The sequence below is a fragment of the Serratia sp. T13T92 genome, from assembly GCF_047530105.1.
Taxonomy (GTDB): Bacteria; Pseudomonadota; Gammaproteobacteria; order Enterobacterales; family Enterobacteriaceae; genus Chania; species Chania fonticola.
Map to the genome: position 1 here is coordinate 1 of NZ_JBLJAK010000056.1, position 24548 is coordinate 24548.

A 24548-nucleotide genomic window follows, 5' to 3' on the forward strand; every position below is an offset into this window, starting at 1 on the left:
TCAGATACCGTCGCCGTATTTGAATTTATCACGTAACTCATTGTTATAAATAAAATCAATTACTTCACTCATCATTTCATAGTCCCTAATGTAGTCCCAAAATGAAAAGTCACCCCCAAATCTGGCTCAAAAGCCGATCGGATGATAGCTCACACACCGAACCAAACCAAAGGGCATTTTCCCCTGGTACATATGGGATAATCCCACATCATGGTGAAGAATGCCTCTGGTTGTGATTTCTTATTGTAGGATAGATGTATCCCACATTAAGGAACCCACCAGCCATGAGAGTAACCAGCCGCAAAAAAGAGATACTGAGCTACTTTGAACCGGATAACGCCAAATGGGTGATGGGTGAGATTGGCCTCCCACCTTTCGACGTGTCTGGTGTGGCCTATCTGCTCCACGGTATAGCCTCGCATGATAACCGCCACCAGATCGAATCTACCCGGCGAACGCTGGAAGCAATGACGAAAGACGGCCTGCTAGAAAAGGTAATCAGCTACGAGCGGCGGCAGGACACTACACAATCAGGTGACGGCGCGGGTGTTTGGTGTAATTGCTCCCGTTATGGCCTGCCGGGTTCCTGTAAGGTGCTGCGTGATGAAGGTGGGAGGTGTGACGCGATAGAGGGGGAGTCGGTACGGGTAGAATAGAGGGGTTGTGATATCACAATGCCGCGCTACCGGTATCCGCTCAGAAGGTGCCTTTCTGGTGGATACCTGCCTGGATACCCCGCGCATGGATACCAGGTACGCACTCCAAAACAGCCTTTTCGGTGCGAACCTGTGTGCGAACCGTTCCGCAGGCTCACATTCGGGCCAGTGCTTTACCGTCAGGCCAAATTCTTGTTTCACATGCCCCGCCGCTTGATTGCTACATCCGGCCAGCTAATGGCAGCGCGTAGATGGGTTTCACCATTGCCAGCCACCGCCGTTGGTCGTCACCAGGACAAACACAATATAACTAATCGGGCTGGATGCCGGGCCGCAGGATAACAATCCAAATAAAGCTAACCAGGCCAATTTATTTAAGACGGGCTTCAGCGATTATGAGGCTCTCAACACCACCCAGAGCCAAGCAGTGCGCGGGATAGGCGCTGTTGATACTGTTATGCTTGGCGCTCATTCCGTCTATAGCAGTCAAGAATTTAACGGCCTACGCTTGCCGCGGTGAAACCCTCCGTTTTGGTGGCAACCGCCTTGGCAACCTTCCCTCCTGGCTGCCCTGGTTACTTTGGATGTGCTGAATCATTTTTGAGGTATGCAAAGCAGGACGGGGAAAGGCGGCGCATGGGATAAGCTCTGTTGATACTGCTATACCCAGCGCCCATATCATCCTAACTAATCCAAAATTTCGAACCCTCTTTTCGGTGGAAACCTGCTTGGAAACCTCCCGACTGGAAACCACAGCACCACTCAGCCAAATAGTTGGTTCAGTTCTCACCCGGTAGTAAACCTTAGTGCGACCTTAGTGTGACCTTACCGTTAGGTGCGTTTTTGCTGCGTACCGGCCTGCGTACTTTTGAGTGCGTACCGAAATAGCCAGAAAATCACTTTGTGACGAATATCACAAATATTATGGAGTGCGCTCCCCGCTAGGCCGCATTCCACCGTTTGAAAGCGTTTTTTTGCTCTGTGGATTCTCTATATATAAACAAAAGTATGTTGGTTCAGTCGGTTCAGTTGGTTCAATTTGTAAAGATGGTTGTTTTATATGACTTTATTTTAAAAAAGTGAACCAACACAAGGCCGTTTTGAACCAACAAAGGGGGTTTTCGTGTTGGTTCAGTGCCGATCATGCCGCTCGCGTCGATACTTCTCCGAAACTTCCGCCAGCCAGGGAAGGAAGCATCACCATCTATCGAGTCCTTAAATTCAGCCACCAGCTATGTATAACACTGTTATACAATAGTACACTGTATGCCTATCAACTGGCTATCGAGGTGTGACCGTGAGCAAATCCAACTTAGTGGCGTTCCGGGTTCCGGCAGATTTACAGGATGCCTTTAATCAGGCCGTGGCGGCGTCAGGTGGCGATAAGTCGGCTTGGCTGGTCGATGCCATCAGGAGCAAGCTAAATCGCCCTGTGGCTGATTCTGATAAGCGTATGTTGGCGCTGGTGGAGCGAATGGAAACGGCAGCGGCGGCCCTGATTGGCGGTAAGCCCGGCATACCTCCACATCCGTACAACGAAAAGGCCGTAGTTGCGATTGTGGCTCAGACCATCGGGGAAGGTTTGGACAATGGTCGGATCATCGCTGAACGGCTGAATGATGCCGGTTATCAGACCAAGGGGGGCAAGGCGTGGGATAAGGACATTTACAGCGCCTGGAAGCGGCAGAAAGCCAACACTCATAAGTTAACGGTTTGTGCGGGACAGCATGACACATAAAGCATCAGCCCATGGTGCAGGCTAATGCTTTAATTTAAAAACCAGCAATTCATTGAAATAAATTATTATACTTCAAAATTATCCCTGACAAAACGACCTTGTTTGTCAAGGTTGTCATTTTGCCAACCCTTATTTATCACATGCCTATCCGGAATAAACTTCCAAATCCTTAGGCAATGATCAAAATAATTCTTTCTGTCACCAGATACTCCCGTAGACTCAAACCAGTTGAATGCTTTAGAACCCCGAGAGACTCTGTCAATCTCTCTGATGGCATTATAAATATATGATGACATTTCATATTTTATTTTTTGCTTATTTGACATGCCACGCCTATTGTTTTGGCGGCGCAAATGAAATTTATTTCCATAGTAACCAGCAGCCCCCATAAATAAATCGCATACTTGCAATCGAATTGAGTTCTTGCTGTTTTCGTATGTTACGTTAACGGTAATATCTCTTCTTCCCCAAATCTCTGGGAGGCGCTCCAAAAATTCAGTTAGGCTTGTTTTGTGACGCTCACTTGAGTGCCCGTCCAACCGGACTAATATAGTAGTACCAGCAGGATCTGCAGGGAGATGCTGACAACCAAAAGAGTGCTTAAGATATTGATAATATATAAGAAATTGTATATCTAACTCAGTCTGAGGTGGTTGTGCTGGGTCAGGGACTGGATGATATGCTCTATCCCTGAACATTTGGCGATATTTAATGTCGTGGTTCAAAATATGATATTTAAAACAATCAATTAACTCACGATAGTAAGTAACGTTTTCAGGTGATACATTCGACCATTTCACCTCTTGAGTGATTCCATGTCTCATTTTGATTTTAGTTAGCTCAGTTTGCAGCCTATCTACATCTGATTCTGAACCTAAAATCCCGCCAAAAAAACAGTGATAGCGGTTGGGTGGAGGTGTGCTATGAGTCCATGCCTCATCAGCAAAAATTTGATACTTTGCCATAGCTTTATCCCATAAAAAAACCCTGCCTCCTTAAGAGCGCCGCATGTCGTACAACATGAAGCTCGGGAGTCAGGGTTCAGTTGGTACACTAACTCCCAATTGACACAAGATCAAGTCATTTTTGTTGGGCGAAGCATACATTGCGGCTGACTTCTTCATAAAAAATAGTACCTTCAAATTTTTTATGAATCCATCTTAAATGTTAAGAAGTGTGGAATTAACTATTTCGTCTTACCGCCTAGGTTCTGGCTTCTTCCACTGGTAGGCCGGTGTGTTCATCCTCTGCCGGTGGCGATCCTTGGCGGCCAGTGATGCCGCTACGCTGGTGCGGATATCCAACATATCTTTGCCGTTCAGGGTGAAGCCTTGCTGTTGTGCTGCGCTGATTAGCGTCAATTCTATGGCTTGGCGGTCTAACATGGCAATGCCTCCTGCTGGTGGTGATCAATGCTAACGTGGATCACCGCCATATTAGCTTAATCATTGGCAATATATTCATTAGTTAGAATATCGAGCTTATGGACTAACGTACATTTTTAACTTTATGGTGTTAAATGCTGCTATTCGGTGGTAATCGGCATTGTCTGGATCACCGCCGTTGCCTGGAACCCTTCAGCCTTATTCGCAATTCGTATTTGTGCGTGACTATTGGTCACACACAGGCCTAATCTCTTTCAATCTTCCCTGTCAGGCGTTCAATTGCAGGGATGAATACCTTCCAGTACCGTTCCTCCTGCCGGAACAACTGCCAACGCTTACGCTCGAACGTTTCCCACCTCATGCCCTTGGGCTTGTCAAAATGAAATGGCGTCTTGAACAGGTTCATTAATTCCGGTGTGTCATGGCTCCAGATGGCAAGGCGCTTACTTCTCATTAACCGGCGCATTCTGGCTAACCTGTCCTCGCTCTGGCTGGCGTAGTGAAGCCCCCAACACTTACGGCAGGCGATATCCTTACGCCCGATATGGAGCTTTGCGCATCGCTGGTGGCAGTGTGGGCATAGATACCAATGCCGCACACCGTAACCAGCCTGGGTGGTTGTCAGTGATAGCCTGAACGAATGCCCGTTAATGGTGGCCGTGTACCCGTTGCCATTCCTGGTGATCCACAGTGTCCCGCTTTCGGTGGTGGCGTAGGTGGCGTGGCCGTCTGGCACCTCTGCCAAATCCCGGCGCATATTCCCAAGGTACGCCAAGCCAATGCGGGGGAGTGTGTCTGTGTAGCTCCTGGTTTGCTCTCTCACTTTCGCAATCTCCAGATTTTTGAATACGAAATAATATGGGAGTTTAAAGAAATGCGAATCGTGCGCAATCGGGCTTATCCCTGTCGTGGTGCGGCTTCTAGCCCAATTTGCGAATTGCTTAATGTTTCGTTTTACGGGCCCATGAATCCAAGAAAATCGGGTTAGCGTTAGAGTGGGAGGGAGCTGGTGGTCTGTCAGGCTAAAAGCCAAGGTTTTACCTACCCGCCTCGCCCCAGTTTCTCCAGTATTGCCAGCCTCACGAACTCCGAACGGTTCCGCGCTGCGGGGTGTGTTGGGTTACCCGTTATCACCTCATCGACCAGGGCGACAATATCAGCCTCAACCGACACAATCAGCCTTGCCGTGATCTTGCCGTTAAAGTAGCGGTTAACCTTTTTCTTTGTGCTGTGAATCATGGCATTACCTCCACCCGGTGCGCACTCTCGAACTGGTCGCTTAATCATCTAAGCTAAAGGTGAGAAATCTCACCTTTTTATGGTGTGTATAAATCATCAAACTGTTGCGCTTTAAAGCTGGCGCAACCGCCTTCCCATACACTGCCACTTACCCCTTCTTGATGGAGTTGTAGTCGCTAAGGTAGTTTTCTGGCTCGTCGCGGCAATTTTGATAATACGGCCACATAAAATCTAAATCGTGTCCATCCCTAAATACCCGCCTCATCGGTGAGTTTCTGAATATTTCCTCAACTATGCGGCGAGCAAAGGCTATATTGGGGCTCTCTTTGTTAACCTGCCTAGCTGCCCAGTCGGCTTGTTTGACAGCCAAATCCTTATCAGGATAGAACTGCGCTGATTGGTAGGCAACCACTGAGAACACTTTGGCCTGATCCATGCATGCATCATCTATGCGCTCCTGCGATTCTCTATCAGCATTTGCAACGAAAGGCATGGCAACCAATGCGATCATCATCAATTTTTTCATGAGATAAGCCCCATAAGCGTTTTTACTGCGCTCTTTAATTGTGCCTCGCCACTAAGACCAAGAGCAGCGCGGCTAACCGTATTCACTGTTTGAGGTTGCGCTGATGGCACCATGTCCCTGGCTGAACGGATCGCCTTAGTGACATCATCAATATTGGCCTCTCTCGTCGCCGCCTTCTCGCTCTTCTCAGTGACAAACGCGGCATCTGATTTCGTATTTTTGTTAATCGTTGCCTTTGAGCTTCTCGCTGTAACAGGCACAGCCTGGAAAACCAAAGAGACAATTAGCATAGTTACGCCGTTTTTTGAGTCGATCTTGTAGTCGTACCTGGCCAAGTCATAATCACGGTAGAGGTCGTCTGGCGTTTCGATGTCGTACGTGTCAGGGCTCTCAACCATTTTGTCCAGCGTTCTTAAAAAGTCCGTTCTCGATGTTGTGGTGAAATTTGGCAGGTTTGGAACGGCCCCGCTGTATCCCGTCCAGCCATCGAATGCCACAACAAGATTTATCTCTGACGGCCTCCTAACCTTGTTCACCGCAATATAGTCACCGCGCTCTAGGGGGGCAGTAGTGATCACGCTTTCATTCTGGCGAGCAAAAGAAACAGTTGTGTCATAAACAAGCGCTTTCTGCCCGATCTTTGGCGAAGAAGATGAGTAATAGACGCCATAACTTGGAACAAGAACGCTGCCAATTACCGAGAAAATCCCGCCACTATTGATGGCTGATAAAATTGTTGTTTCATTTAAATTTAGTGCCATAGCTACCAACTACCCCGCATATTTGATTGCTCTAATGGTTGTCATCCAAACGCCACCGGGAATCTTTGATGATATATTGTGAGTAAGATTAACAATCGTCAATACACCATCAGCAGCCTTGTTGTCTGACTTAATAAGAACGCGCCCCTGCCGTCGTAGCTGGGGGTTGAATAGCATACTAACTACCACCCCCTGATTGGTCACCGTTGGATATCCAACCATGCCGGTTTCCGGGGATACTTCAGGGACAATATCTGTGAGTATCCCGCCTTTATTGGATATCTCAACATTCCCGTTGTGGATTGTCATGCCAATATCGGCAGCATCTGCACAGTCCATCATTTGATTGATTGCGCTACCAACCAGGTACATATCGGTTAGCGTTTTATCGACGCCATGATTAACAAAAGCATAGCCGCATGACTCTGCAAGCGATTTTATGATGTCCTGAACCTTAGCGGCCCCTCGGTAGGAGTTCGGGGCGGCAGGTTTCACTTGGTAGTAATATTTACTATTGGACTGTATCCGCATGGGGACATCAGGCATTTTGTTATAATCAACATACGCGTCGACTACCGTGCCCTGATAAACCTGTATTTGATTATCTTGCTCACCAGCTAGCAGTGAAATAGTGCTTTTGGTTGTAAACTGGCTGAATCCCTGCCCCACAATTAACTGGGAAAGATCCTGATTTACATTGTAAATCACCATATCTATTGAGCTTTGGCTCCTCCCTCCAGCATTCTGTATGTTAACTTCGCAACGATACCCATCCAGGCGCACAACTTCATCACTGTTGCTTGCAAGCTTAAACTCCACGGATATAAGCTTTTCCGAGTATGTGTTCATTTTATGCCTTAATTTTCAGGTGTGTTGGTAGAACTGCCGCCAGACTCAACGCCACCATGCTTGTGAGAGTCAACAACGATGCCGTCTTTAAGAACAAGCGTCCCATCACCAAGCACTTTCAGCCCGTTAATGTTCACCTCTGGCGAGGTTATTTTGATGCCGCCATTTAAAAACTGAATGACCTGCGTTGGCGAACCATTGAGGAAACCGCCAATATAAAGACCATCAGAGTAATGGTTTCGCCTAAATGAACCTGGATTGCCCGGCTGGCGTGTTTTTTTGATGTTGGTGATGTCCCTATCTGCAAATATAGCGACGCCGATATCGCCCGGCTGAGGGTCAATGACGATGGCGTTACTACCACCCTGCAATCGGAAGAACGGGAGACTGTAAAGGATGTTGTGATCCATCTTATCGCCGCTCGCTGTCAGAAGGTTAACCATCGGCTTAACATCAACAAATCCAACAGGTGATAGCTCATCCTCAGTAGACACCGAGATCACATTTACCATCGAGGTGAAACACTTAAGCCCCATAAACTGCTTTATCATCGCGTTAAGCAGATTTTCCTGGTTGGCTCTATCCTCTGGACTTAATTCCCCTGGATATCCCTTGTTATCATTACTCATGATACAGCCCCATTAATGGTGCCAATAAGAGGGTTTTGCCCCAGCTCTTTATGCATGCTTGCGGCAATGCCCTTAGCATCCGTAGCCTGCGTGTAAATGTTAAGCGCGCCAATATGTACCTCGCTCGTAGAGCTCTCCCTGCCAACGGAAGGCATTGAAGAAAACGACGCACCAGAACCTAGCTGTAATCCCTTTATCAAGTCAGCGTTACTAACCGCGTCCTTCCCACTTTCGTGGTCAACAATGCCCCGCATCAGGCTTCGCATGGTTTCAATGTCGTTGGGATTTAGCTTTTCATTAGCCCCTTTGCCGGTAGCCTTGGAAAGGTGGGAGATATACGCCTGAACATTATTCCCATCGCTGGACGGGGCGTAGGTATTAACAATTTCCGCGATGGTGTCTTTTCCGCGTTGAAAATACCGCATCAGTTGTCGGTATAGAGCGGCAACACCCTCGCCCATGGTCTTGAATGCCGCAAACCTTCCCGGCCCCTGCTCAGGAACAGCCCCGCGCTGGCCTCTGAATTCTAGATTGCCGGGGTTGTTGTTACGCGCACCTCTCGTTTTAGATCGGTTGGCTGATTGGGCGTGCTGAACTGGCTCGGCAGGATCTTCCCCTTCATCACCAAAGCCTAAATAATTCTTGGCTTTATCAACGAACTCCCAAAAACCGACGCCGTTTTTTTCTTGGTTCTCGTTAACCTTATCAAGGAGGTACTCACCCTTTGTTTTTCCAACCTTGCCTGCTTCTTCTTGCAGTGATTTTACCTTGGAGGTTGCAAGCGCAATCATGGCGATAACTTTACCTATTGGGCCAAGCATGCTGCCAAGCCAAACCGCGCCCATGAAAATGGCTAGCGCCGATAATTCGCCATGCCAGTCTCCAACGGCTTTGGCTGCGTCGCCTATCCCAATGGCAGCCTCATTGAAGAATGCGGCAATTTTGTCTGAGTTCTTATTGACCCAATCACCAAACTTATCAAGAAGCCGATTTAGTTGCTCTAGCGCGGGCATCATGCCAATAAGGATTTTCTGCTTGGTAGCGTCAAACTTGGAAGCCAACTCCGAAAGCTTTTGCACATACAGCTGAGCTTTCTTTGTCGCCTCATCTGTGGCATTAGACATTGCAGTATTTTTTGATACATCTTGCCCAACCACGTCGCTACCACGCGACAGCATGTTAACCATCTCAGGGGACAAACCAACATCACGCCCATACATTTGACGCGTGGCCGGATCCATATTCTTGAATCGGTCGGCCAACTCCATGTAGATGGCTTGAACAGACTTGTAGGCCCCCTCCTTGTCTTGCAGGTTGATACCCAGGCGGCCGGTAATGGTTATCAGCCCCTGGCTTATCTCTCCTTTGTTTTGGAGTAATGCAAGGTCATTTTGCAGGCCAGCCATGGAGCCGCGCACCTGCTCAGCTCCCGCCCCAAATTTTGCAAATGATTTCTGCCAGCCATCCAGTTCTTTACTGCTCATGCCAAGGCTCTGTGCGGCATACCCCAATTTACTTAAGGAGTCGGCAGTCGATAAAACAAAGCTTCTTATCCCCCCGAGAGTTAGCGTTACCCCTGCCAAAGCAAGTAATTCATTCTTTATCGAACCAAAGAAAGAGGCGGCTTTTTTACCTGCCGCCTCCATATCCTTGGCTAATTTCTCTGATTCCTTTTTTTGCTTCTTCATTTCCTCGGTCATTTCATCGCTACCCCTCTTAAAATCAGAGGGGTCAAGACCGAGGGTGATAACTAAAGCATCAATAACTGTTGGCATTATCTCGCCTCACTCGCTTTGCTGATGACCATTTGGTTGTAATCATGAACGGTTATCACTTCGAGAAACCGCCAAGCATCCTCCAGGCCATAAACCGTGTCTAACTCATGGAGGCTCGCCAAATTCAACTTATGCGAGATGATGATGCCGATAATCTTCGGCACATTGACGAGTTCAATCATTCCGCAAACATCATCACCCGGCATAGTCGGAGGCATATTTAAGCGCTTGCGGGTAGCAAAAAATCCACGTGAAGCTTGAAAACCTCCATACGCAGCTTAAGGCGTGTAGCAACCTCTTCGGTGTCTGACTCAACCAGTGGGCGCTGAATTTTCTTATCGTTAGGGTTTGGAACGGCCTGAACGCATGCCATCAGTTCATCGAGTAGCGGCTTAGCTTCAACGGCCGGGATTTTCGCAACCAGCGCCAACCCGTGCATAGCCATCGCAGCCATGCCCATGTTTGATAAATCGTCTGGCACCTCAACGCCATTTCGAGACATCGCCATCCCAACTTGAATAGCCCACCACTCTGCCTGTGATGCCGACATTTCTTGAATGTGGTACATCTTCCCTTCGTCACGGCCTTTGGTGCCTGATACCGAGTAATAGAGTTCTTTGCGAGCCATGGATACCCCTTAGTTAGATTCGTTGATAGAAGTAGTAAGCGCTTTAGCCACCAGCCCGCGAGCAATCTCATGAATGCTTGGCGAGATACCTAACGGTGACTTTTGTTTTTCTTGGCGTTGAATTTGAAGTATCGCCGCCATCTGCTCACCAGATAAAAGAACAGGCTTAACGTTTGCTTTCGTTGCCATAGCCACAATCTCACTGGTTATTAATACAGTTATTAGTGTTGCATAAAATGAAATCATTGCAATTAATATTGCAATAATCGCAATGATATATTTCGATCATTGCGATCGAATTTGCTGGTGGTTATGGAAGCCAGTCTGGAGGTGAGCAAGCAAAACAGGGTGGCAGGGTGAGGAGATACTTGAGGGGCAAGCAGTTAGTCTCATTCAGTTCAAAAAATATACTCAGATCCCATTTTTGCTATATACATTAGAAAAATTGTTCACTTCATGACTGAAAGTGTTCAATATTCAATCTAATCAGACACGCGACCGATACAGGAAAGGCCACCAAGGAGACACTCAATAGGGAGGTATTAACATGGCCCATTTAGCAATCAGCGTTCCATTCAATAGTTCAATACTCTACATAATCAAACACTACAGAAAGCCATATGTACCAATGAAGCCTGTCGTGGAAGGCATGGGGATGGATTGGCAAAGGCAACACACAAAACTTAAAGGACAATTCAACGCTCACATTAAGAAATTTACTATTAGGCCTTCTGTCGATAGCCAGCCAACTACATTTCTTTGCCTTGCCCTCGATAACTTTTCTGATTGGATGCAAACAATTTGCCCCAACAAAGTTAAATCCAAAATCAGAGATAAGGTTATCCAGTACCAGTGTGAATGCCTCGATCAGCTACATAAGGGTTGGGCCAAAGGAGAATCAAAGCAAATACTAGCCAGCGCCCCGGAAGAACGCACATCATTACAGACAGCGGTAAACCACATAGCAAGCAAATACGGACTACCGTACCAGGCTATCTACAAACTGATTCACCGCCAATTGGGTACAAAGCATCTCAATGAATTGACGGAACGTCAGAACGCCGAAGCAATTAGCCATCTGCTGGCAAAAGTTCTTGATGATGAATTTCTCGGTAAGCAGGAGGCGTTAGCCGCGCCAGTCGTCAAGCAGTTCACCGATGATGAGCTTTGCCAACTGTGCTGGTTATGGAAAAACTCAGTTCGAATGATTGGTCACATTGCCGATATCGCACCATTATTACGAGTGGCTGACCATCGCTTATCTGGTGCATACCACAGCATGGCGAGTGAATACCCACGCACCACTAACGCGGCGCGAAAAATACTGGAAAGAGAAACAACGCATATTGAATGCGATCAGTTCCGTTCTGACAACTGGAGGGTACTTAGAGAGATGAGGATCGGCAGGCCTTTGCAATAGATTTGGCGAACTTCCCGCAAAAACGCAAGCAGCCAGCGGGTGAGCGCTGGCTGATCGTTTCAGAATCAATGACAAAGAAATAATTTTACATCCACGATGGTGGAATTTGGGTGAGAATGTATCTTGGTTTCCCTGTACCAACCGTTACTTTATTAAACTTTACATTGGCCGGATGGCTTAGATGCTTATTGATTAAATCAGGATTCTCAATGGCCTTATCAATTTTTGCCGTCCGGATCTCTGTCTCACCCAAGACAATGAACTCACATTGCCGTTTATTTGGCAACGTCCCCAAGAAGATCACCTCAGCTTCAAGTAACTCTTCTTTGATATTTTTCACACTGAGCTTTTCAGCAGCCCGTTCAAGCTGAATTGTACTATTAAATATCAGGTTATGATTGTCATGCCTTAATGTGAAAACAGTTTTATTTTCATTAAGATAATTGATGAACGACCTGATTTTATCTAAAGCTCTTTCATCCAAATCATCAATGGATTCCGATAACGCATTATCATCCCCGTCAATACTGGCTTGGAGTATATCTTGGGTTTTGTCGATAGCTTTTGATACGAGAGTCTTCTCATCAAAGCCAAGAGGGGTGTCTGGACAAAACTCCTCCAGTACAAAACCAAAAGAACCTCGAGCCGAAGCGGTAATCATCAAGTTATGGTTTTCTGCGTTAGGAACCTTGCCTGCGGCTGGCAAGCTACTAACAAAGGCACTAGCTACGTAAGATATCGCATCATTAAAGATCGATATAGCTTTCGCACCAAACGAAGCAACGATACCGTGTGTACCAATGACCGTTGGCCCCCTAAAAGTTAGGATGGCTTTTGTAGGCGCATGCTCCCTAGGGCTTACCTCCCCCAAAACCTTATCAAGTTTTTTCAACCTTGATTCTAAGCTCGCTCTGCTTATGGTTTTGGTTTCAGGCACTTCATTAAGTAGTTTCCTAACCTGTTCGCGCTCGCTGATAGCGAACAAATAATCGCTGCGATTCATTGCTCACCTCCATCAACAATTGCATTGTTCAGTATAGTAAATGCCGCCCCATCTAATCCAGGAGAAAGCGGAACCTGTAGGAAACCCTTCCATGACCAATCTCGCTTATGCGCCCACATACTGTACCAATATACAGTACTAGAGACAAGCTGAGCTCCTGGCATTTGAAGCGACTGGAAGTAAGAATCAACAAAGTGTGTTGACTTCACATACTCATGGTCAAATATCTTTGGATTTCTATTAAAAACAATATCTTCCGTAACACCATCAGGCAGATTAAAAAAGGTCACAACATCTATATCATTTGGTGGGCGATGTTCAATAAGCTCGATATTTTCGGAGAAACTACCATTAAGCCACTGAAAACCATAACAAATACCAGACAAATACAAGGTTTGTCTAAACTCCAAAAAGCCGAGCAAAATTCGCTTTCTTACAGGGGTGATCGCAAACATCGTGACAAATCTAATAATATCCATTTCATACGGAGAACGAACCGAACTAGTCGGTTCAGCTTCGTCTATTGGGGGGATTAACCCCATGTCGTTCCACAATGGCGTCATTAAATCTGCCACATCAACTCCTTGAAAATGCTTGCATTGAGCAAATAAATAGAGGGCTGCATAAATCAAAAAACCTTAGCAGCCAATCAGCTACACACTTTCTTTGACTTACTAACCGACCCATCATTGCAGACAAACTTTCCACCCGAGCAGTGTGATACGCCACCTTTTTTACCCGAGCATGGGGTGTTGGCCGCTATTGCCGTGAACGCAAACAGCGATAGGCACAAAGCTAAAACTATTCTCTTCATGATCCGTTCCTTCGAATGCTACACATTAGTGTGCCTACTGTGTTCCATAGTCGTTTTTATAGCTATACCAAATTCATCACCATTTGATCAATAACACAAAAAAGCCCGCTTGATCGCAGGCTTAAATATGGTAATAAAATAATTTATCAACGTAACTATTCGACACCTGTAGCACCAATGAGGTTAAACAATATGGCCTCATTGTCATCGTCAAATCGCTCTTGAACCAGTATCCACTTCAACACATCCACAGCCTCACGCTGGTGGAGCGGGCGGATCTGCGACAACCGGCCAGAAAGATAATCCTCACGGTCATAAATATAGGGTTCGCTATCTATCAGGGTATCATTATACAGCTCCTTGTAAGCCGCCTGACGCATACCGTAGAGCCAATCCCAATATTGCCACTCCCTCACCACGTCCGAGAGCGTGTGAGGCTCTGGAAGAGCATCCCTGAACCCCTCGGCTTTACGTTGACGCTCCGCTTCTTCCTGTTCGTGTTCTTCCCAATCCATCGAGCGAGTTTCACCATCCGCCAAATCGCTGGCGTACAGATGCCCGTATTTATCCAGCATCATCGCCTCTGCCTGGGTGGGCTTCATGGCGGCCTCATAGCTACCGAATACCGCCCTCACCTTGGCCGCCTCGCTGCTCTGCTCCTTGGCCCGGTTGATAAAGTGCTGCGGATTATCCATAAACATGGTTGAGAAAGCCGCCGTCCAACCCGCGCCAGCACTTACAAGGTGATGCGTGTAGCGTTCCTGCGCCTGCTTGGGGGTAATGGTCAGCTTTTTAAGCGCGTCCTCTGCGGAGGCGACGTGTGCCAGCTCGTTGGTGCCGATCACTTCCAGCACCCAAAGGTAAGCGTCCGTTTGCTTATGGCCGGTAATGACGCGCTGCGGTGGCAATGGCTTTACTGTCGCTACAGCGGTGCCGTATTGCGGTTCCGGGATGGTAAACAGGGCTTTGTGTGCCTGGTTATCGGCGAACAGGCCAGACCGCTTACAGGCGCTCTTAACCGTACTCAGGTTAAAGCCGGTGATGTCAGCAATGCGGCGATAGCCCATGCCAGACTGTTTCAGGCGTAGCACTTCCGCCCGGTGCTCCTTGCTCATTCTGCCGGTACGTTTTGCCCCCCCGGTATGCACGTTGGTTTGTGTGCTCATTCCCACTCACTCCGCTGGTTTTCTGGCTTGTGATTAGGGCCACCAGCCAGGATAAGGCATTTCTGTTGGTTCAAAACGGGCATTTGTTGGTTCAGTGTTGGTTCAAAATCAAAGACAATTACCTTTAAAAACAATCATCCTTACAAATTGAACCAACTGAACCAACTGAACCAACATGTTTTCTCTCGCGTAGAGATTTTATTCTTCTGACTGTTCGCCGTCTGGCAGGTGGTGGATCACGTACACGTTAATCTGTCGCCCATTAATACGTGGTGACTTCCGTTGAAAGCCTCGCCCACTGGCTGGCGGCGTCAACATCCCGGCATCTGCCAGCGCCTTCGCGAAATGCTTTGTGTTGAATCCTCGCGCTATTTCATTCTCAAACGCTGCCGGGAACGTGTAGAACACCATCGCGTCACAATCATGTTTACCCCTGTCCCGGTACCCAGCCAAGTTAGGAATGGGTAGGTTTTGTGGGTCATAGGGCAGCGGGGCAAAGCGGCTCAGGCCGTAGGCATTCAAGAAGGCTTCCGTCTGCTCGATAATCTGTTGGTGCTCCTTGTTACCGGTGCCGAACTCTTTGATCCAGGCGTTAAAGTTGTGCTGGATCGCGTCCCGGCACTCCTGCGCATCCCAGCCAGTAACGACACACCCGAACAACAGCGCCGCCTCCAGTACAGCGAACCGCGCCGCTACCCGGTGAACCTGCTCCCCGTAGTCTGCCGGTATCAGTGAGCGCCAGCGTTCCTCAGCGGCTCTGACTGCGGCAATGGCCTGTTGCTGGTGGTCGGCAAGGTGCTTAATCCAAAAGCGGCCAGCGGCCCCGTAGTTGTGCTGATAGGCATCTTTCAAGGCGTCGGCGTGGGCCTTGCCGTTGGCTGTTTCATGGTGTTGCTGTGATTTCTCCAATGGGATATTCAGCAGGCGCACCAGTTGCCCGGCCTTCACTTTGCGGCCAGCGGTAGCGATGAAGGTTTCAATGTCCATTTCCCCGGTGCTGAGCGCCACGGTACGCCAGCGCTTCAACTCACGGTTGCCGCCCTCTTTGGCACCTTGGAGCTTACCCACGCCGTTAAACAGGGTGTAGGCCGATTTCGCCACGCTATCCGGATCAGCGCCTTGCCCCACCTCATCCAGTGGCATCAGGCCATCGTTATGCGCTGCGGCCTCGTTGGCTATCCCTAACGCTGTACCGAACCACGTCAGGCGCAAGGCGTCAGGCTCACCATATAGACTGCTGGCAATATTGGCGGTGGTCGTCTTACCGGCGCTGGATTGCTCGTAGAAGTGAATGCCGAATCCGTCAGCACCGGCCAGCCCAATCAGTGGGGCAGCCAGTGCCGCACCGATACCGGCCATCATGGAGGTATTACCACGGGCCAAACGTGCCACCGAATCCCGCCACCCCTCCGGCGTTCCCTTGACGGTATACCCGGCAGCGGCAGCACTGCGGCCATTGAACAGCACCGGCTTGTCAGGTGAACCAATGACCTCTCCATCCGGCATGATGTATGCCCCGCACTGCCAGCCTGTAGCCTGCGCCACGCGCCAAATCTCATGAGAGCCAGCACGTTGTAACCAATCGGCCAGGGTGGCCCTGAGTGCGGTTTTCGTGGTCACATTCACCCCGCCCGCTTTCAGAGTGCGCCAGCCTTCACGCTCCCCGATGTCGGCCAAGGGGATAGCTGCGGTTGTTGGCAGGGTTTCGCCTACCGGTAGCCAACGGATAATCAGGTATTGGTCTTTGTCATCCCGGCCAGTGCCGATCACTTCCAACGGTGAACACAACCACGATTCATTGTTGATCACCTCGCCGCTCACCGTGTCTACCTTCGGCGTGATCCAGAAAATGCCATCCTTGCGGCTTTCAATGCGAGGTTTTAGCGGGTCAGCCTCTTGGCGGTCTTTTTTACCCCCCTCAATGGCTTTCAGTTGGACGCTCACGCCTTTCCCCTTGTACTGATACTGTGAATCGTTAAATGCCTGTGTGGCTGCGTCTAGGCCGTTCTGCTGGCGGTAGTCGTCCCAATCGGCTTTATGTTCAGTCGGTGGCACGGATACCCACCCGGAAACAGCGGTAGCGGCTTTCTCTGCGGCGATCCGGCCAGTATTGGCGCTGCCGTCTGCGTGGTGGTCGTTATCACCTGCAATGATGATTTGTGCCTCTGGATATTTCCGGCGCATCACCTGAGCAACGTGTAACAGGTTCCCGGCATCGATAGCGGCCACCGTCAGCGCGTCAGGGCGCATTAGGTGAGCGGTTAGTGTGGTTGCCAGCCCCTCGGCAATAATCACCGCCTGCGGCTGTTCTGGGGCGTTCACGGCATGGTATGCGCCGCGCTTGGTGCCGTCCGTTACCTGCCGCTTCTCACCAGCGGGGGTGATGGTCTGTGCTGCCGTGACTGTGCCAGTTTCGTCGGTCAGGGCCACCAGCAAGCGGCCATCTTTTAGGGTGGGGAAGGTGAAGCCAGTCAGCCCCTTGGCCTTAAGGTAATCAGGCACACACTCCACAGCTTCGGCGATCAGTGATTGCCAGCGCCGGGTAAACTGCTGGCGCTTGCGCTCCTGCTCCACTGCCTCAGCTTGCTGGCGTTCCTGCTCGCGCTGTTGGCGCTCGGCCTCCATTGCTGCCTTGCTCTGGCTGGTGGCCTCTGGTGCTGTATCTGCTGTCCGGTAATCAATACCCAGCACATCAGCTACCATCCGAGCGGCTTCGGAGGCATCGCACCGGTTTACCTTCTGAATGAGGTCTAACCCGTCACCCGCCCCGCACTGGTTGCAGATATGGGAGCCGCGTTTGTTATCGTCGAAACGAAAGCGATCTTTCCCACCACAGGCCGGGCAGGCCACTTGTGCGCGTGGGTTGGCGGGAACGTTGATCCCCACCATCGGCAACACATCAGGCCAGCGGTTAGTGGCTGCTTTGGTCACTTCGCGGATTAATTCGATATTACGCATAACTTCCCCTTAGTGCGCAGTCGGTGCTGGCGGTATGCCTTCTGTATTCAGAGTTTCGATAAACCCATCGTGGAGCATTGTCAGGCCTTCGCGCCCCATCTGTGACAAACGCAGTTGGCCTCCGTCAGGATCTGCCTCTGTCATTCCCTGGTACATTTTGATGGCAAGCAACAGCCCTTCCTCCGCGCCATACTTTTCAATAGCCAATCCTTCGATATGGTTAGCCAGTGAAAACCGCTCAGTGGCCGGATAGACGACAATGCCGCCATGCTCACCCACATAGACAACCGCACGGTCAGCGCCGCCGCCCTCACTTTCAACATCAACGGTGCCGTTTTTATCCCACTGTTCGCAGATGAACAGGCAGGCCACAATCCAGCGCCAGACAATCGCCATCTGTTCATTGGAAGGGTTAAACCAACCGTTAATATCGGCCTGTTGGATTTCGGCTACCACACGCAGGCCATCCGATAACGATTTATCAAACTCACCCCGATCAAGCTGGCGAATAGCGGAGGAATACCCCAATAGTCGAGGCTGCTGGAAAGTGCCTTCATCGTTCTGCGCTGTAAAGGTGATACCGTCCGGCGTTGCCTCTGTGTGGGAAATACCGGGAAATCCCGGTTTTTGGGACTCAATTATTTTATTCATGCTGACACCGCCTGCGGCTTGCGCTTCATCTGGACGCCAATGACTTTGGTCACAGTCCAACAATTCTCTATAGCCTCGTCCAACGCCTTTTTGATAGCCTCATTCTGGTTCTGAGCATTGCCATACCAGACGGGGGAAATAGGGCAACCAGCGGCATCAGTAGCGTAAGTAAACACGCGGTAACGGTTAGTTTTATTCGGCATAGCCAGCCCCCTTGTTACCGTCCTGCGCCTCTTTGGCGGTTATCTCGATAACTTCCAACAGGCGGTGTTTTACCTCCCCTTCATCACCATTAGGTGCGAGGTGTCCGGCCGCTGCGGCTAGGGCTTCAATCTTTATCAGGGCATCAAGCAGCGAAATAATGCTATGCATGTTTACCTCCACGCTTCGCCGCTTCGGCATCCATGCGTTGTGCCTGTTCTTCAATCAGCCATGTGGCAACTTCACCTGTTAGTTGGGCCAGTAACGAGGCAATGGCGGTAACTTCACTTTCTGCCATCTGGTGCGGATAGCTTTCCAATAGACGGCTGACCACTTCTGCCTGTTCGGCCTTTTCTGCTGCTTTAGCTAAGGTGATTTCGTGGCTCATGATTTGCCCCCCCCAGAATGGTCGCGCATGACGTACTCACCGAGACTGTTTTCCGCCTCGTCCATTGCCTCTGTCACACCTTCCAGCAAAGACATTACCGCGCCGATCATATGTCTATCGGACTCGCCCGCCTTTGTTGCCTCAAGCCATACAGAAAGGGTGGCCTTCGCTTGCTCAACGCGGCCTCTAGCGTCAATAAGTGGCATCGATTTACACATGGCTCACCTCCACCGATTCGCCCGGTAAGCTGTCGCGTTCAACTGGCAACTCAGCGCACTGTACGGCTGGGTTTGCTCGCTCCAGTATCTTCAGTTGGTTCTCAACCATGCAGATCATGGCGCTTACCTGCCCCATAGCCCCGTTCATGCGGGCATTCATCGGATCTCTGATTTCTAATCCGACCTTGTAGCGCTGGCACCAAGCCATAGAGATAAACTCCTGGTGCTTAGCCAGCTCGTTAAAGTACCGGCGTAACTCGCTGAGCGCCTCTGCGGGTGAAGCGTCGGCAGCCAGTAACCGGCCACTGATAGCTGCTGTCGAGTTGGGGCGGGTGCTTGGGGATGTCGGTAAGTTACGCATAGCTCACCTCCTGAACCGTAGAGGTTTTCTCTATGGTTGAAGGTGTAGTGATTTTCCCTACACCTTGCACCGGCAAACGGGCGGCCAATGACAGGATGAAGTGAGGGGCTAGCACTTGGCGGGCTTCGCGCTCGGTGTGTGCCTCTACAGACATGCGGCAAGGTTTGGCGTTACGGTCTGAGCGTGATACCGCCAGAAAGCGCCAGGTGAACTTATTCGGGGTGAGAGAATTCCGCCCGGTTAAGGGTGTGGTATGATCTGACATAGCTACCTCGTTACTGTACTTAACGTTGGTGGTAAGACGCCTCGGTAGTGTTCCACCACTCCGGGGCGTCGCTATTTTGTGTGTTGCCTGTGCCTTACCTGTGGATAAGGTGTTAGAACACCATAGCCGTAAGTGTTCTAACACGTCAAGTATTTTATTTCCTCCACTTTTGTGTATAGTGCTTACACACCATCTAGGAGAAAAGCCAATGGCGACTAAGAATGTTAATAACAAGTCAAGCTTGAAGGGAATCCGCTTTCCACACGAACTAATTGAAGAAATAGACGCAAGCGTAGAGCGAGAGAAGCCAGAAAACCCCAGCGCCAACTTTTCTGCCTGGGTACTTGATGCCTGTGGCCGAAAGCTCAAGCTGGAACAGCGCAAGAAACCAAAAGAGTGACCAAAGTGCGATTTTGCACTTTGCCCCACATACTCCGGGGTGGCAGAAATGCCGCCCTTTTTTATGGACTCAAGAAACCCAGTCGCTGCCGCGTTGCATACCCGGTGCGCAAAGGTTGCCGCATGTAAAAAACTATGCATAACAGCATTATCCAAAACCGGATAATGACCGGCAGCACTCAGAGCCTTAGGAATTGTTAGGATCGCGCCACCAGCTACACGGCAGTTGGTGTTATCAATCGTTAACATTGCCCCTGTCTCGATGTCTGGTTTTGTGAGGTTCCAGGCATACCCGGTGCCAAGCACTGACAAGCAGCCAGCCAGGGGAAAGACTCCTTTCTGGTAGGTGGCATTAATCATCTTCACCCCCGGCGATAAGTTGATAATCCTTGTCGAAGCGCTCTAACGGCTGTACGCATGGGTGCTCGTATCCGTCTCGGTAGAACGTCACACGCAGGAACTCCACACTAACCACCGTGATCCGGTGGCCGTGTGAGTCTTTGTAGCGCTGCCCTGATTGAGGCTTGCCTGTTGGCTTAGTCATGGTCAGCCCCCAGGCGCTTGGTTAACCAGCGTTGCGACAGGCGCATTAACTCAGCCTTACGCGGCTCGTAGTCCATCCCCATATCAATCAGAGTGATGTTGGTGCTTTCCATGTAGGAGAGGTGTTCAAGCTGTTCAGCGTTCATGCTGTCGCGTGGATCACCATCAATGCCGTGCGTCTGCGCCCACTGCTTGGCAGTCATGCCGCCCAAGACGATACGGGCAATCATGTTGCTTTCGTTGGTGTAGTGGTTCTGTGAGGTCTGTTTACCCTGCTCAGCTCTGGCAGCTTCTAAGGCCGTACACATTGCCTTGAACATATTGGCGGCACCAATGCGGGATTTGAGCTGGTGGCGTAAACGTGCGGCTATCTCTGGAACGCTGCGGTGTAATTCTTCCTCACACTGGATGAAGTAACGACGAATGGCGCGGCCTTGCTCATTGCGCTCTACCATTGCCAGCTCTTTCGCTGTTGCTAAGGTGGGGTAGTAACCTTTCTCAGGGCGACCGCGCTTTTTATTTTTCCCCGAAACGGGGGAATATTGTTCATTAATCAACCATGCCGCGCCTTGGTCATCGTCGGTGAAGTAATCCACACCACGGACAAAGCCGTATTCCTGAATGCGTTCATTGAACCAGGTTGAGAGATCACGGCCCACACCTAGCGTTTTATGCAATGCCTTGGCGCTGACAATATTATTTTCACGCCCGCCGATCTGGCCGGACATAACCGGCACCAGGGCGGCAAAGTCGTTATTACCAATAACGCCCTGGGCGGCGACAGGTTGAGCGGCGTCCTCAGAATTAAATCTGCTTTTTTCGAGTTTCATTTGTCAGGCTCCGTTAGGCGGCGTTGTTGGCGTCCGGGTACAAGGTCAGGATGTTGGCTATGTCGCTTTGAGAAAGGCCGTGATAGCCACCAGCAGCGGCGTTATGGTTGACCAACTGAATCACACGCAGAACATCGGCGCGGCTCACAAAGCGATAGCGGAAATGGCTACCGATGCCGTCCGGGTTCTTCTCGTCGATACGCTCCAGTTGAATATCAAGACGTCTTTCTAATTCTGAAAAATAATTCCTTCCTGAAGATAGGCTGCAATACTTGAGAATCTCATTTTCAGTACAACCATTGACGCCAGTTTTCAGCATGTACACGCGGGCGCGGTGCTTCTTCGGCGCTGGCTTGATGGTGGGGATGGCGCTATTATCAGAGGTGCCAACCTTCTGACTAGCCGCCTGCTGTACGGGGCGGTTTTTCATTTCCATGCTACGCAGCCTCCGCGTTATAACGTTCGTCATTACGCGCTTTAAGCCACGCTTCAACTTCATCCGCATACCAGCCAGTGCGGCGAATACCGATGCGTAGAGGTTTAGGGAAATCGTGATTTTTCCACATATCATCAAAGGCGCTATCTGCCGAAATACGCAGAATGGCCTTAACTTCTTTCTTGAGTAGGATTTTGCGAGCTAGCAGTGACATATATCTATACTCCTGGGTGATAACCGGCTTACCGGTGGATACAGATATATTGTGCGATGCTGCGCGGGCTGTAAGCCTAAGATAAGGCTAATTCACTAATTTAGGTTTAGCCCGCGTTTTGTAACCAATCCGTGATTGTTTGGCCTGTAGGGGAGTGAGTGCCAATCTGCTCACACATCTTTTTAGCAATAGCGTAGGGCTTATCGGCGATATCTTTGTATTCTGGGTGAGTGGCAAGTAGGTGTCGAATAACATACACCGGCTTTTTTGATTCTCTTTTTGGCGGCTTAGAAACCGTCAAGCACTTCGGTAACTCATATCCCAGCGACTCAAATAAACGGGACATTTCATTGAGACTAAACCCAAAAGGCAGGAACAGGCCGCCGCCACAGGCGCGGATCACCTTCTGTAGCCCGTCTCTTAATCCCGTAACAGGATTGGTGAAAGCACCATTAGAGATATCATCCAAGACGACAAAGCAGCGCTGCTGAAAGCAATTGGAAGCTCTCTCGATGGTTTCCTGCAATATTGCGTCAAATAACCTATCTACGTTCTCTTGCCCAATTTCCAGCCCAGAACTATTAATTTTGCAATCTGGGTTGCGGTTCAGCCCACCAGCAACGTCATATTCATAAAAAATCACACCCGCCGGGCCGTTGTTCTCCCCAGTAGAAGCATCCATCCGCAATAGCAACGCAGCTGCCTCTTCTGTAGAACAGGAATAATGCGCCGACATATCCTTAATCAACGTCCAGGCATCGATATAGCAATCATTACCTACTCGATTAATCATCCCCATCCCCGCCGCCGCTGTAACTGCTAGTATGTGACAGTTACTATCTGTTTATATCTGCATTTTATATCGGCACTGTGTACCATGCCACCTGCAAAGTGCCTTCCAAAATGGTGGGTAAGTAAGCCATCCCCCGCTGTATTATCAGTTAATTCCTTTAATAAACAGAATGATAGTTATTCACATCTGTGGATAAGTCATAAATATCGCTGTATCTGAATGTTGCTTTATCAGACGTGTCAGCGATAGGTAACACCATTCACTAACTAGCTAATGGCCCTTAACCCCTTAAGCCCGCCAGATGCCATTACCTGCCCGGATGCCGCCTGCTCCACGTAGTTTCCCCAGAACTTCATCATCACACGCCGCTGCTCAAGGTATACGCTGCGGTTGTAAGCGTTCCTGATTGTGTCCTTGCCCCTGTGCGCCAATGCGGCCTCGATAATATCCGGGTCAAATCCTTCTTCGTTCAGTGCGGTGCTGGCGACAGAACGTAGGCCATGAGATACCAGCTCGCCTTTATAGCCCATGCGCTTTAGTGCGGCGTTAACGGTCTGGCTGTTCATTGAGTTTTGAGGATTTTTGAATGACGGGAATACATGCACTCGATCACCACTGATAGCCTTCATGGCCTGAATAACGTCTAAGGCTTGCTGACAGAGAGGTATGACGTGCTCACGCTTCATCTTCATTCGATTGGCAGGTATGACCCACAGCTTGGCCTCGGTGTCTATTTCACTCCACTCAGCGCCTGATGCCTCGTGTGGCCTCGTCATTGTGAGTAACTGCCATTCAATGAGTAACCGGGTAGGCAGTTCCAAGCGTGATATGGCAACGGTCTGTAAAAGCTTGGGCAACTCTTCCGGCCTGATTGTCGGGCTGTTGGTTCTCTCTGGCTGGCTGAATGCGGTGGAGATCCGTGATATGGGGTTAGCGGTGATGTAACCAACGTTGGCGGCATAGTCCATTATCTCCCGTAGGCGCTGGATAGCCCTGTGTATGGTTTCGAGCCTTCCCGCCACCTTTAGGGACTCCATCGCCTCAATAACCCGGCGCGGGGTGATCGTGGTTATTGGCATTGAACCCATGGACGGCAATAGGTACACGTCGAGCATTCTGTTGATTTGGGTGATCGTGCTCTTACTGAGGTCTTGCGACAACTTCACCGGCAACCACTCGGCGGCTACCTTCGCCAGCGTGTTCACTTTCTCCTCGTGCGCCTCCGCCATTATCTCCCGCTTGTATTCCTGCGGGTCTATGCCCTTGGCAACCAATGCCCTGGCTTCTTCTCGGTACTGCCGCGCCTCAGATAGCGATATTTCAGGGTACGCACCAATGGTCATTGTCTGGCGTTTGCCGGTGATCGGTTTGTAGTACCGAAACCGCCACACCTTGGAACCTGAAAGCTTTACATACAGGATCAGCCCGTCACCATCATACAAAGACAAGTCCTTGCTGGTGGCCTTAGCGCTGCGTATCTCAGTGTTGGTTAATGGTTTGGTTTTTGCTGGCATGGGACTACACCTTTTCACACCTAGTTAATCATAGTCCCTAGGATAGTCCCAAAATGGCAGAGTAATAACAAGAAATACAGATATAAACCGATATGTGATTTTGCGTCACATGCCGGTTTACAAGGGATTAAAGGGGTATTGGAGGTAATGAGAGATAACTACAGATAAACTATTCAGATACCGTCGCC

The 24548-nt window shown here is 49.7% G+C and carries 32 protein-coding genes; 4 read left to right on the forward strand and 28 right to left on the reverse strand.

Features of this window, described 5'->3' with window-relative positions; translation table 11 throughout:
- Nucleotides 1-284: 284 nt before the first annotated feature.
- Together ACMV5I_RS26465 and ACMV5I_RS26470 are read left to right on the forward strand one after the other, a co-directional pair.
- On the forward strand, nucleotides 285-656 hold the full coding sequence (locus ACMV5I_RS26465) for a hypothetical protein (RefSeq protein ID WP_414825624.1): 372 nt from the start codon (nucleotides 285-287) through the stop codon (nucleotides 654-656).
- Nucleotides 657-1953: 1297 nt separating this feature from the next.
- Nucleotides 1954-2394 carry a hypothetical protein gene (locus tag ACMV5I_RS26470; protein ID WP_414825625.1) on the forward strand — a complete coding sequence of 147 codons (441 nt, stop codon included), beginning with the start codon at nucleotides 1954-1956 and terminating at the stop codon, nucleotides 2392-2394.
- A 65-nt stretch (nucleotides 2395-2459) separates the two neighbouring features.
- On the opposite strand, the gene ACMV5I_RS26475 is transcribed toward ACMV5I_RS26470, so the two are convergent.
- The 11 genes from ACMV5I_RS26475 to ACMV5I_RS26525 form a co-directional block, all read right to left on the reverse strand.
- Entirely contained in the window at nucleotides 2460-3359 is a 900-nt protein-coding gene (locus ACMV5I_RS26475) for a DUF3800 domain-containing protein (protein WP_414825626.1), read from the reverse strand.
- A 231-nt stretch (nucleotides 3360-3590) separates the two neighbouring features.
- Nucleotides 3591-3779 (reverse strand): hypothetical protein, encoded by a 189-nt coding sequence (locus ACMV5I_RS26480; RefSeq protein WP_414825627.1) that lies wholly within the window; start codon nucleotides 3777-3779, stop codon nucleotides 3591-3593.
- Between the two features lie 1041 nt (nucleotides 3780-4820).
- Nucleotides 4821-5018 carry a toxin-antitoxin system protein gene (locus ACMV5I_RS26485; protein ID WP_414825628.1) on the reverse strand — a complete coding sequence of 66 codons (198 nt, stop codon included), beginning with the start codon at nucleotides 5016-5018 and terminating at the stop codon, nucleotides 4821-4823.
- 148 nt (nucleotides 5019-5166) lie between these two features.
- Nucleotides 5167-5544, reverse strand: a complete 378-nt coding sequence (locus tag ACMV5I_RS26490) for a hypothetical protein (RefSeq protein WP_414825629.1) — start codon at nucleotides 5542-5544, stop codon at nucleotides 5167-5169.
- Nucleotides 5541-6305, reverse strand: a complete 765-nt coding sequence (locus ACMV5I_RS26495) for a phage baseplate protein (protein WP_414825630.1) — start codon at nucleotides 6303-6305, stop codon at nucleotides 5541-5543. Before ACMV5I_RS26495 ends, ACMV5I_RS26490 begins: the two co-directional genes overlap by 4 nt.
- A gap of 9 nt (nucleotides 6306-6314) precedes the next feature.
- The gene (locus tag ACMV5I_RS26500; protein WP_414825631.1) at nucleotides 6315-7154 is read right to left on the reverse strand and encodes a baseplate hub protein; all 840 of its coding nucleotides are present in this window, start codon (nucleotides 7152-7154) and stop codon (nucleotides 6315-6317) included.
- An 8-nt stretch (nucleotides 7155-7162) separates the two neighbouring features.
- Nucleotides 7163-7783, reverse strand: coding sequence for a hypothetical protein (locus tag ACMV5I_RS26505; RefSeq protein ID WP_414825632.1), 621 nt, complete (start codon nucleotides 7781-7783; stop codon nucleotides 7163-7165).
- Nucleotides 7780-9558, reverse strand: coding sequence for a hypothetical protein (locus ACMV5I_RS26510; protein ID WP_414825633.1), 1779 nt, complete (start codon nucleotides 9556-9558; stop codon nucleotides 7780-7782). Before ACMV5I_RS26510 ends, ACMV5I_RS26505 begins: the two co-directional genes overlap by 4 nt.
- Entirely contained in the window at nucleotides 9558-9740 is a 183-nt protein-coding gene (locus tag ACMV5I_RS26515; RefSeq protein WP_414825634.1) for a transglycosylase, read from the reverse strand. The genes ACMV5I_RS26510 and ACMV5I_RS26515 overlap by 1 nt, the downstream gene beginning before the upstream one ends.
- A gap of 38 nt (nucleotides 9741-9778) precedes the next feature.
- Nucleotides 9779-10186, reverse strand: a complete 408-nt coding sequence (locus ACMV5I_RS26520) for a hypothetical protein (RefSeq protein ID WP_414825635.1) — start codon at nucleotides 10184-10186, stop codon at nucleotides 9779-9781.
- A 9-nt stretch (nucleotides 10187-10195) separates the two neighbouring features.
- Nucleotides 10196-10375 (reverse strand): hypothetical protein, encoded by a 180-nt coding sequence (locus ACMV5I_RS26525; protein ID WP_071926072.1) that lies wholly within the window; start codon nucleotides 10373-10375, stop codon nucleotides 10196-10198.
- A gap of 358 nt (nucleotides 10376-10733) precedes the next feature.
- Here ACMV5I_RS26525 and ACMV5I_RS26530 point away from each other — a divergent pair, with 358 nt between their 5' ends.
- Entirely contained in the window at nucleotides 10734-11606 is an 873-nt protein-coding gene (locus tag ACMV5I_RS26530; RefSeq protein WP_414825636.1) for a phage antirepressor N-terminal domain-containing protein, read from the forward strand.
- A gap of 85 nt (nucleotides 11607-11691) precedes the next feature.
- Here the strand turns inward: ACMV5I_RS26530 and ACMV5I_RS26535 are convergent, their stop codons facing one another.
- The 11 genes from ACMV5I_RS26535 to ACMV5I_RS26585 all read right to left on the reverse strand — a co-directional run bounded on the left by ACMV5I_RS26535 (nucleotide 11692) and on the right by ACMV5I_RS26585 (nucleotide 19631).
- On the reverse strand, nucleotides 11692-12609 hold the full coding sequence (locus ACMV5I_RS26535) for a hypothetical protein (RefSeq protein WP_414825637.1): 918 nt from the start codon (nucleotides 12607-12609) through the stop codon (nucleotides 11692-11694).
- Nucleotides 12606-13184, reverse strand: coding sequence for a DUF6932 family protein (locus ACMV5I_RS26540; protein WP_414825638.1), 579 nt, complete (start codon nucleotides 13182-13184; stop codon nucleotides 12606-12608). Before ACMV5I_RS26540 ends, ACMV5I_RS26535 begins: the two co-directional genes overlap by 4 nt.
- Before the next feature lie 74 nt (nucleotides 13185-13258).
- Complete coding sequence (locus ACMV5I_RS26545; protein ID WP_414825639.1) at nucleotides 13259-13423, reverse strand: hypothetical protein; 165 nt, start codon at nucleotides 13421-13423, stop codon at nucleotides 13259-13261.
- Nucleotides 13424-13578: 155 nt separating this feature from the next.
- The gene (locus tag ACMV5I_RS26550) at nucleotides 13579-14589 is read right to left on the reverse strand and encodes a hypothetical protein (RefSeq protein ID WP_414825640.1); all 1011 of its coding nucleotides are present in this window, start codon (nucleotides 14587-14589) and stop codon (nucleotides 13579-13581) included.
- A 198-nt stretch (nucleotides 14590-14787) separates the two neighbouring features.
- Entirely contained in the window at nucleotides 14788-17547 is a 2760-nt protein-coding gene (locus ACMV5I_RS26555) for a DUF927 domain-containing protein (RefSeq protein WP_414825641.1), read from the reverse strand.
- Nucleotides 17548-17556: 9 nt separating this feature from the next.
- The gene (locus ACMV5I_RS26560) at nucleotides 17557-18198 is read right to left on the reverse strand and encodes a hypothetical protein (protein WP_414825642.1); all 642 of its coding nucleotides are present in this window, start codon (nucleotides 18196-18198) and stop codon (nucleotides 17557-17559) included.
- The gene (locus tag ACMV5I_RS26565) at nucleotides 18195-18401 is read right to left on the reverse strand and encodes a hypothetical protein (RefSeq protein WP_414825643.1); all 207 of its coding nucleotides are present in this window, start codon (nucleotides 18399-18401) and stop codon (nucleotides 18195-18197) included. Before ACMV5I_RS26565 ends, ACMV5I_RS26560 begins: the two co-directional genes overlap by 4 nt.
- Entirely contained in the window at nucleotides 18391-18570 is a 180-nt protein-coding gene (locus ACMV5I_RS26570) for a hypothetical protein (protein ID WP_414825644.1), read from the reverse strand. Before ACMV5I_RS26570 ends, ACMV5I_RS26565 begins: the two co-directional genes overlap by 11 nt.
- A complete protein-coding gene (locus ACMV5I_RS26575) occupies nucleotides 18563-18787 on the reverse strand; it encodes a hypothetical protein (protein WP_223664815.1) in 225 nt (74 codons plus the stop codon). Before ACMV5I_RS26575 ends, ACMV5I_RS26570 begins: the two co-directional genes overlap by 8 nt.
- A gap of 210 nt (nucleotides 18788-18997) precedes the next feature.
- Entirely contained in the window at nucleotides 18998-19366 is a 369-nt protein-coding gene (locus ACMV5I_RS26580) for a hypothetical protein (RefSeq protein WP_414825645.1), read from the reverse strand.
- Nucleotides 19359-19631 carry a host cell division inhibitor Icd-like protein gene (locus tag ACMV5I_RS26585; protein WP_414825646.1) on the reverse strand — a complete coding sequence of 91 codons (273 nt, stop codon included), beginning with the start codon at nucleotides 19629-19631 and terminating at the stop codon, nucleotides 19359-19361. The genes ACMV5I_RS26580 and ACMV5I_RS26585 overlap by 8 nt, the downstream gene beginning before the upstream one ends.
- A gap of 208 nt (nucleotides 19632-19839) precedes the next feature.
- On the opposite strand from ACMV5I_RS26585, the gene ACMV5I_RS26590 reads away from it, so the two are divergent.
- The gene (locus ACMV5I_RS26590; protein ID WP_065686328.1) at nucleotides 19840-20031 is read left to right on the forward strand and encodes a YlcI/YnfO family protein; all 192 of its coding nucleotides are present in this window, start codon (nucleotides 19840-19842) and stop codon (nucleotides 20029-20031) included.
- Between the two features lie 351 nt (nucleotides 20032-20382).
- Here the strand turns inward: ACMV5I_RS26590 and ACMV5I_RS26595 are convergent, their stop codons facing one another.
- The 6 genes from ACMV5I_RS26595 to ACMV5I_RS26620 all read right to left on the reverse strand — a co-directional run bounded on the left by ACMV5I_RS26595 (nucleotide 20383) and on the right by ACMV5I_RS26620 (nucleotide 24360).
- The gene (locus tag ACMV5I_RS26595; protein WP_414825647.1) at nucleotides 20383-20574 is read right to left on the reverse strand and encodes a DUF4222 domain-containing protein; all 192 of its coding nucleotides are present in this window, start codon (nucleotides 20572-20574) and stop codon (nucleotides 20383-20385) included.
- Nucleotides 20567-21403, reverse strand: coding sequence for an antA/AntB antirepressor family protein (locus ACMV5I_RS26600; protein ID WP_414825648.1), 837 nt, complete (start codon nucleotides 21401-21403; stop codon nucleotides 20567-20569). The genes ACMV5I_RS26595 and ACMV5I_RS26600 overlap by 8 nt, the downstream gene beginning before the upstream one ends.
- A gap of 13 nt (nucleotides 21404-21416) precedes the next feature.
- The gene (locus ACMV5I_RS26605; RefSeq protein WP_414825649.1) at nucleotides 21417-21839 is read right to left on the reverse strand and encodes a hypothetical protein; all 423 of its coding nucleotides are present in this window, start codon (nucleotides 21837-21839) and stop codon (nucleotides 21417-21419) included.
- A 1-nt stretch (nucleotide 21840) separates the two neighbouring features.
- A complete protein-coding gene (locus ACMV5I_RS26610) occupies nucleotides 21841-22053 on the reverse strand; it encodes a helix-turn-helix transcriptional regulator (RefSeq protein ID WP_414825650.1) in 213 nt (70 codons plus the stop codon).
- Between the two features lie 106 nt (nucleotides 22054-22159).
- Nucleotides 22160-22846, reverse strand: a complete 687-nt coding sequence (locus tag ACMV5I_RS26615; protein ID WP_414825651.1) for a hypothetical protein — start codon at nucleotides 22844-22846, stop codon at nucleotides 22160-22162.
- A 266-nt stretch (nucleotides 22847-23112) separates the two neighbouring features.
- Nucleotides 23113-24360, reverse strand: coding sequence for an integrase domain-containing protein (locus ACMV5I_RS26620; RefSeq protein ID WP_414825652.1), 1248 nt, complete (start codon nucleotides 24358-24360; stop codon nucleotides 23113-23115).
- Nucleotides 24361-24548 lie beyond the last annotated feature (188 nt).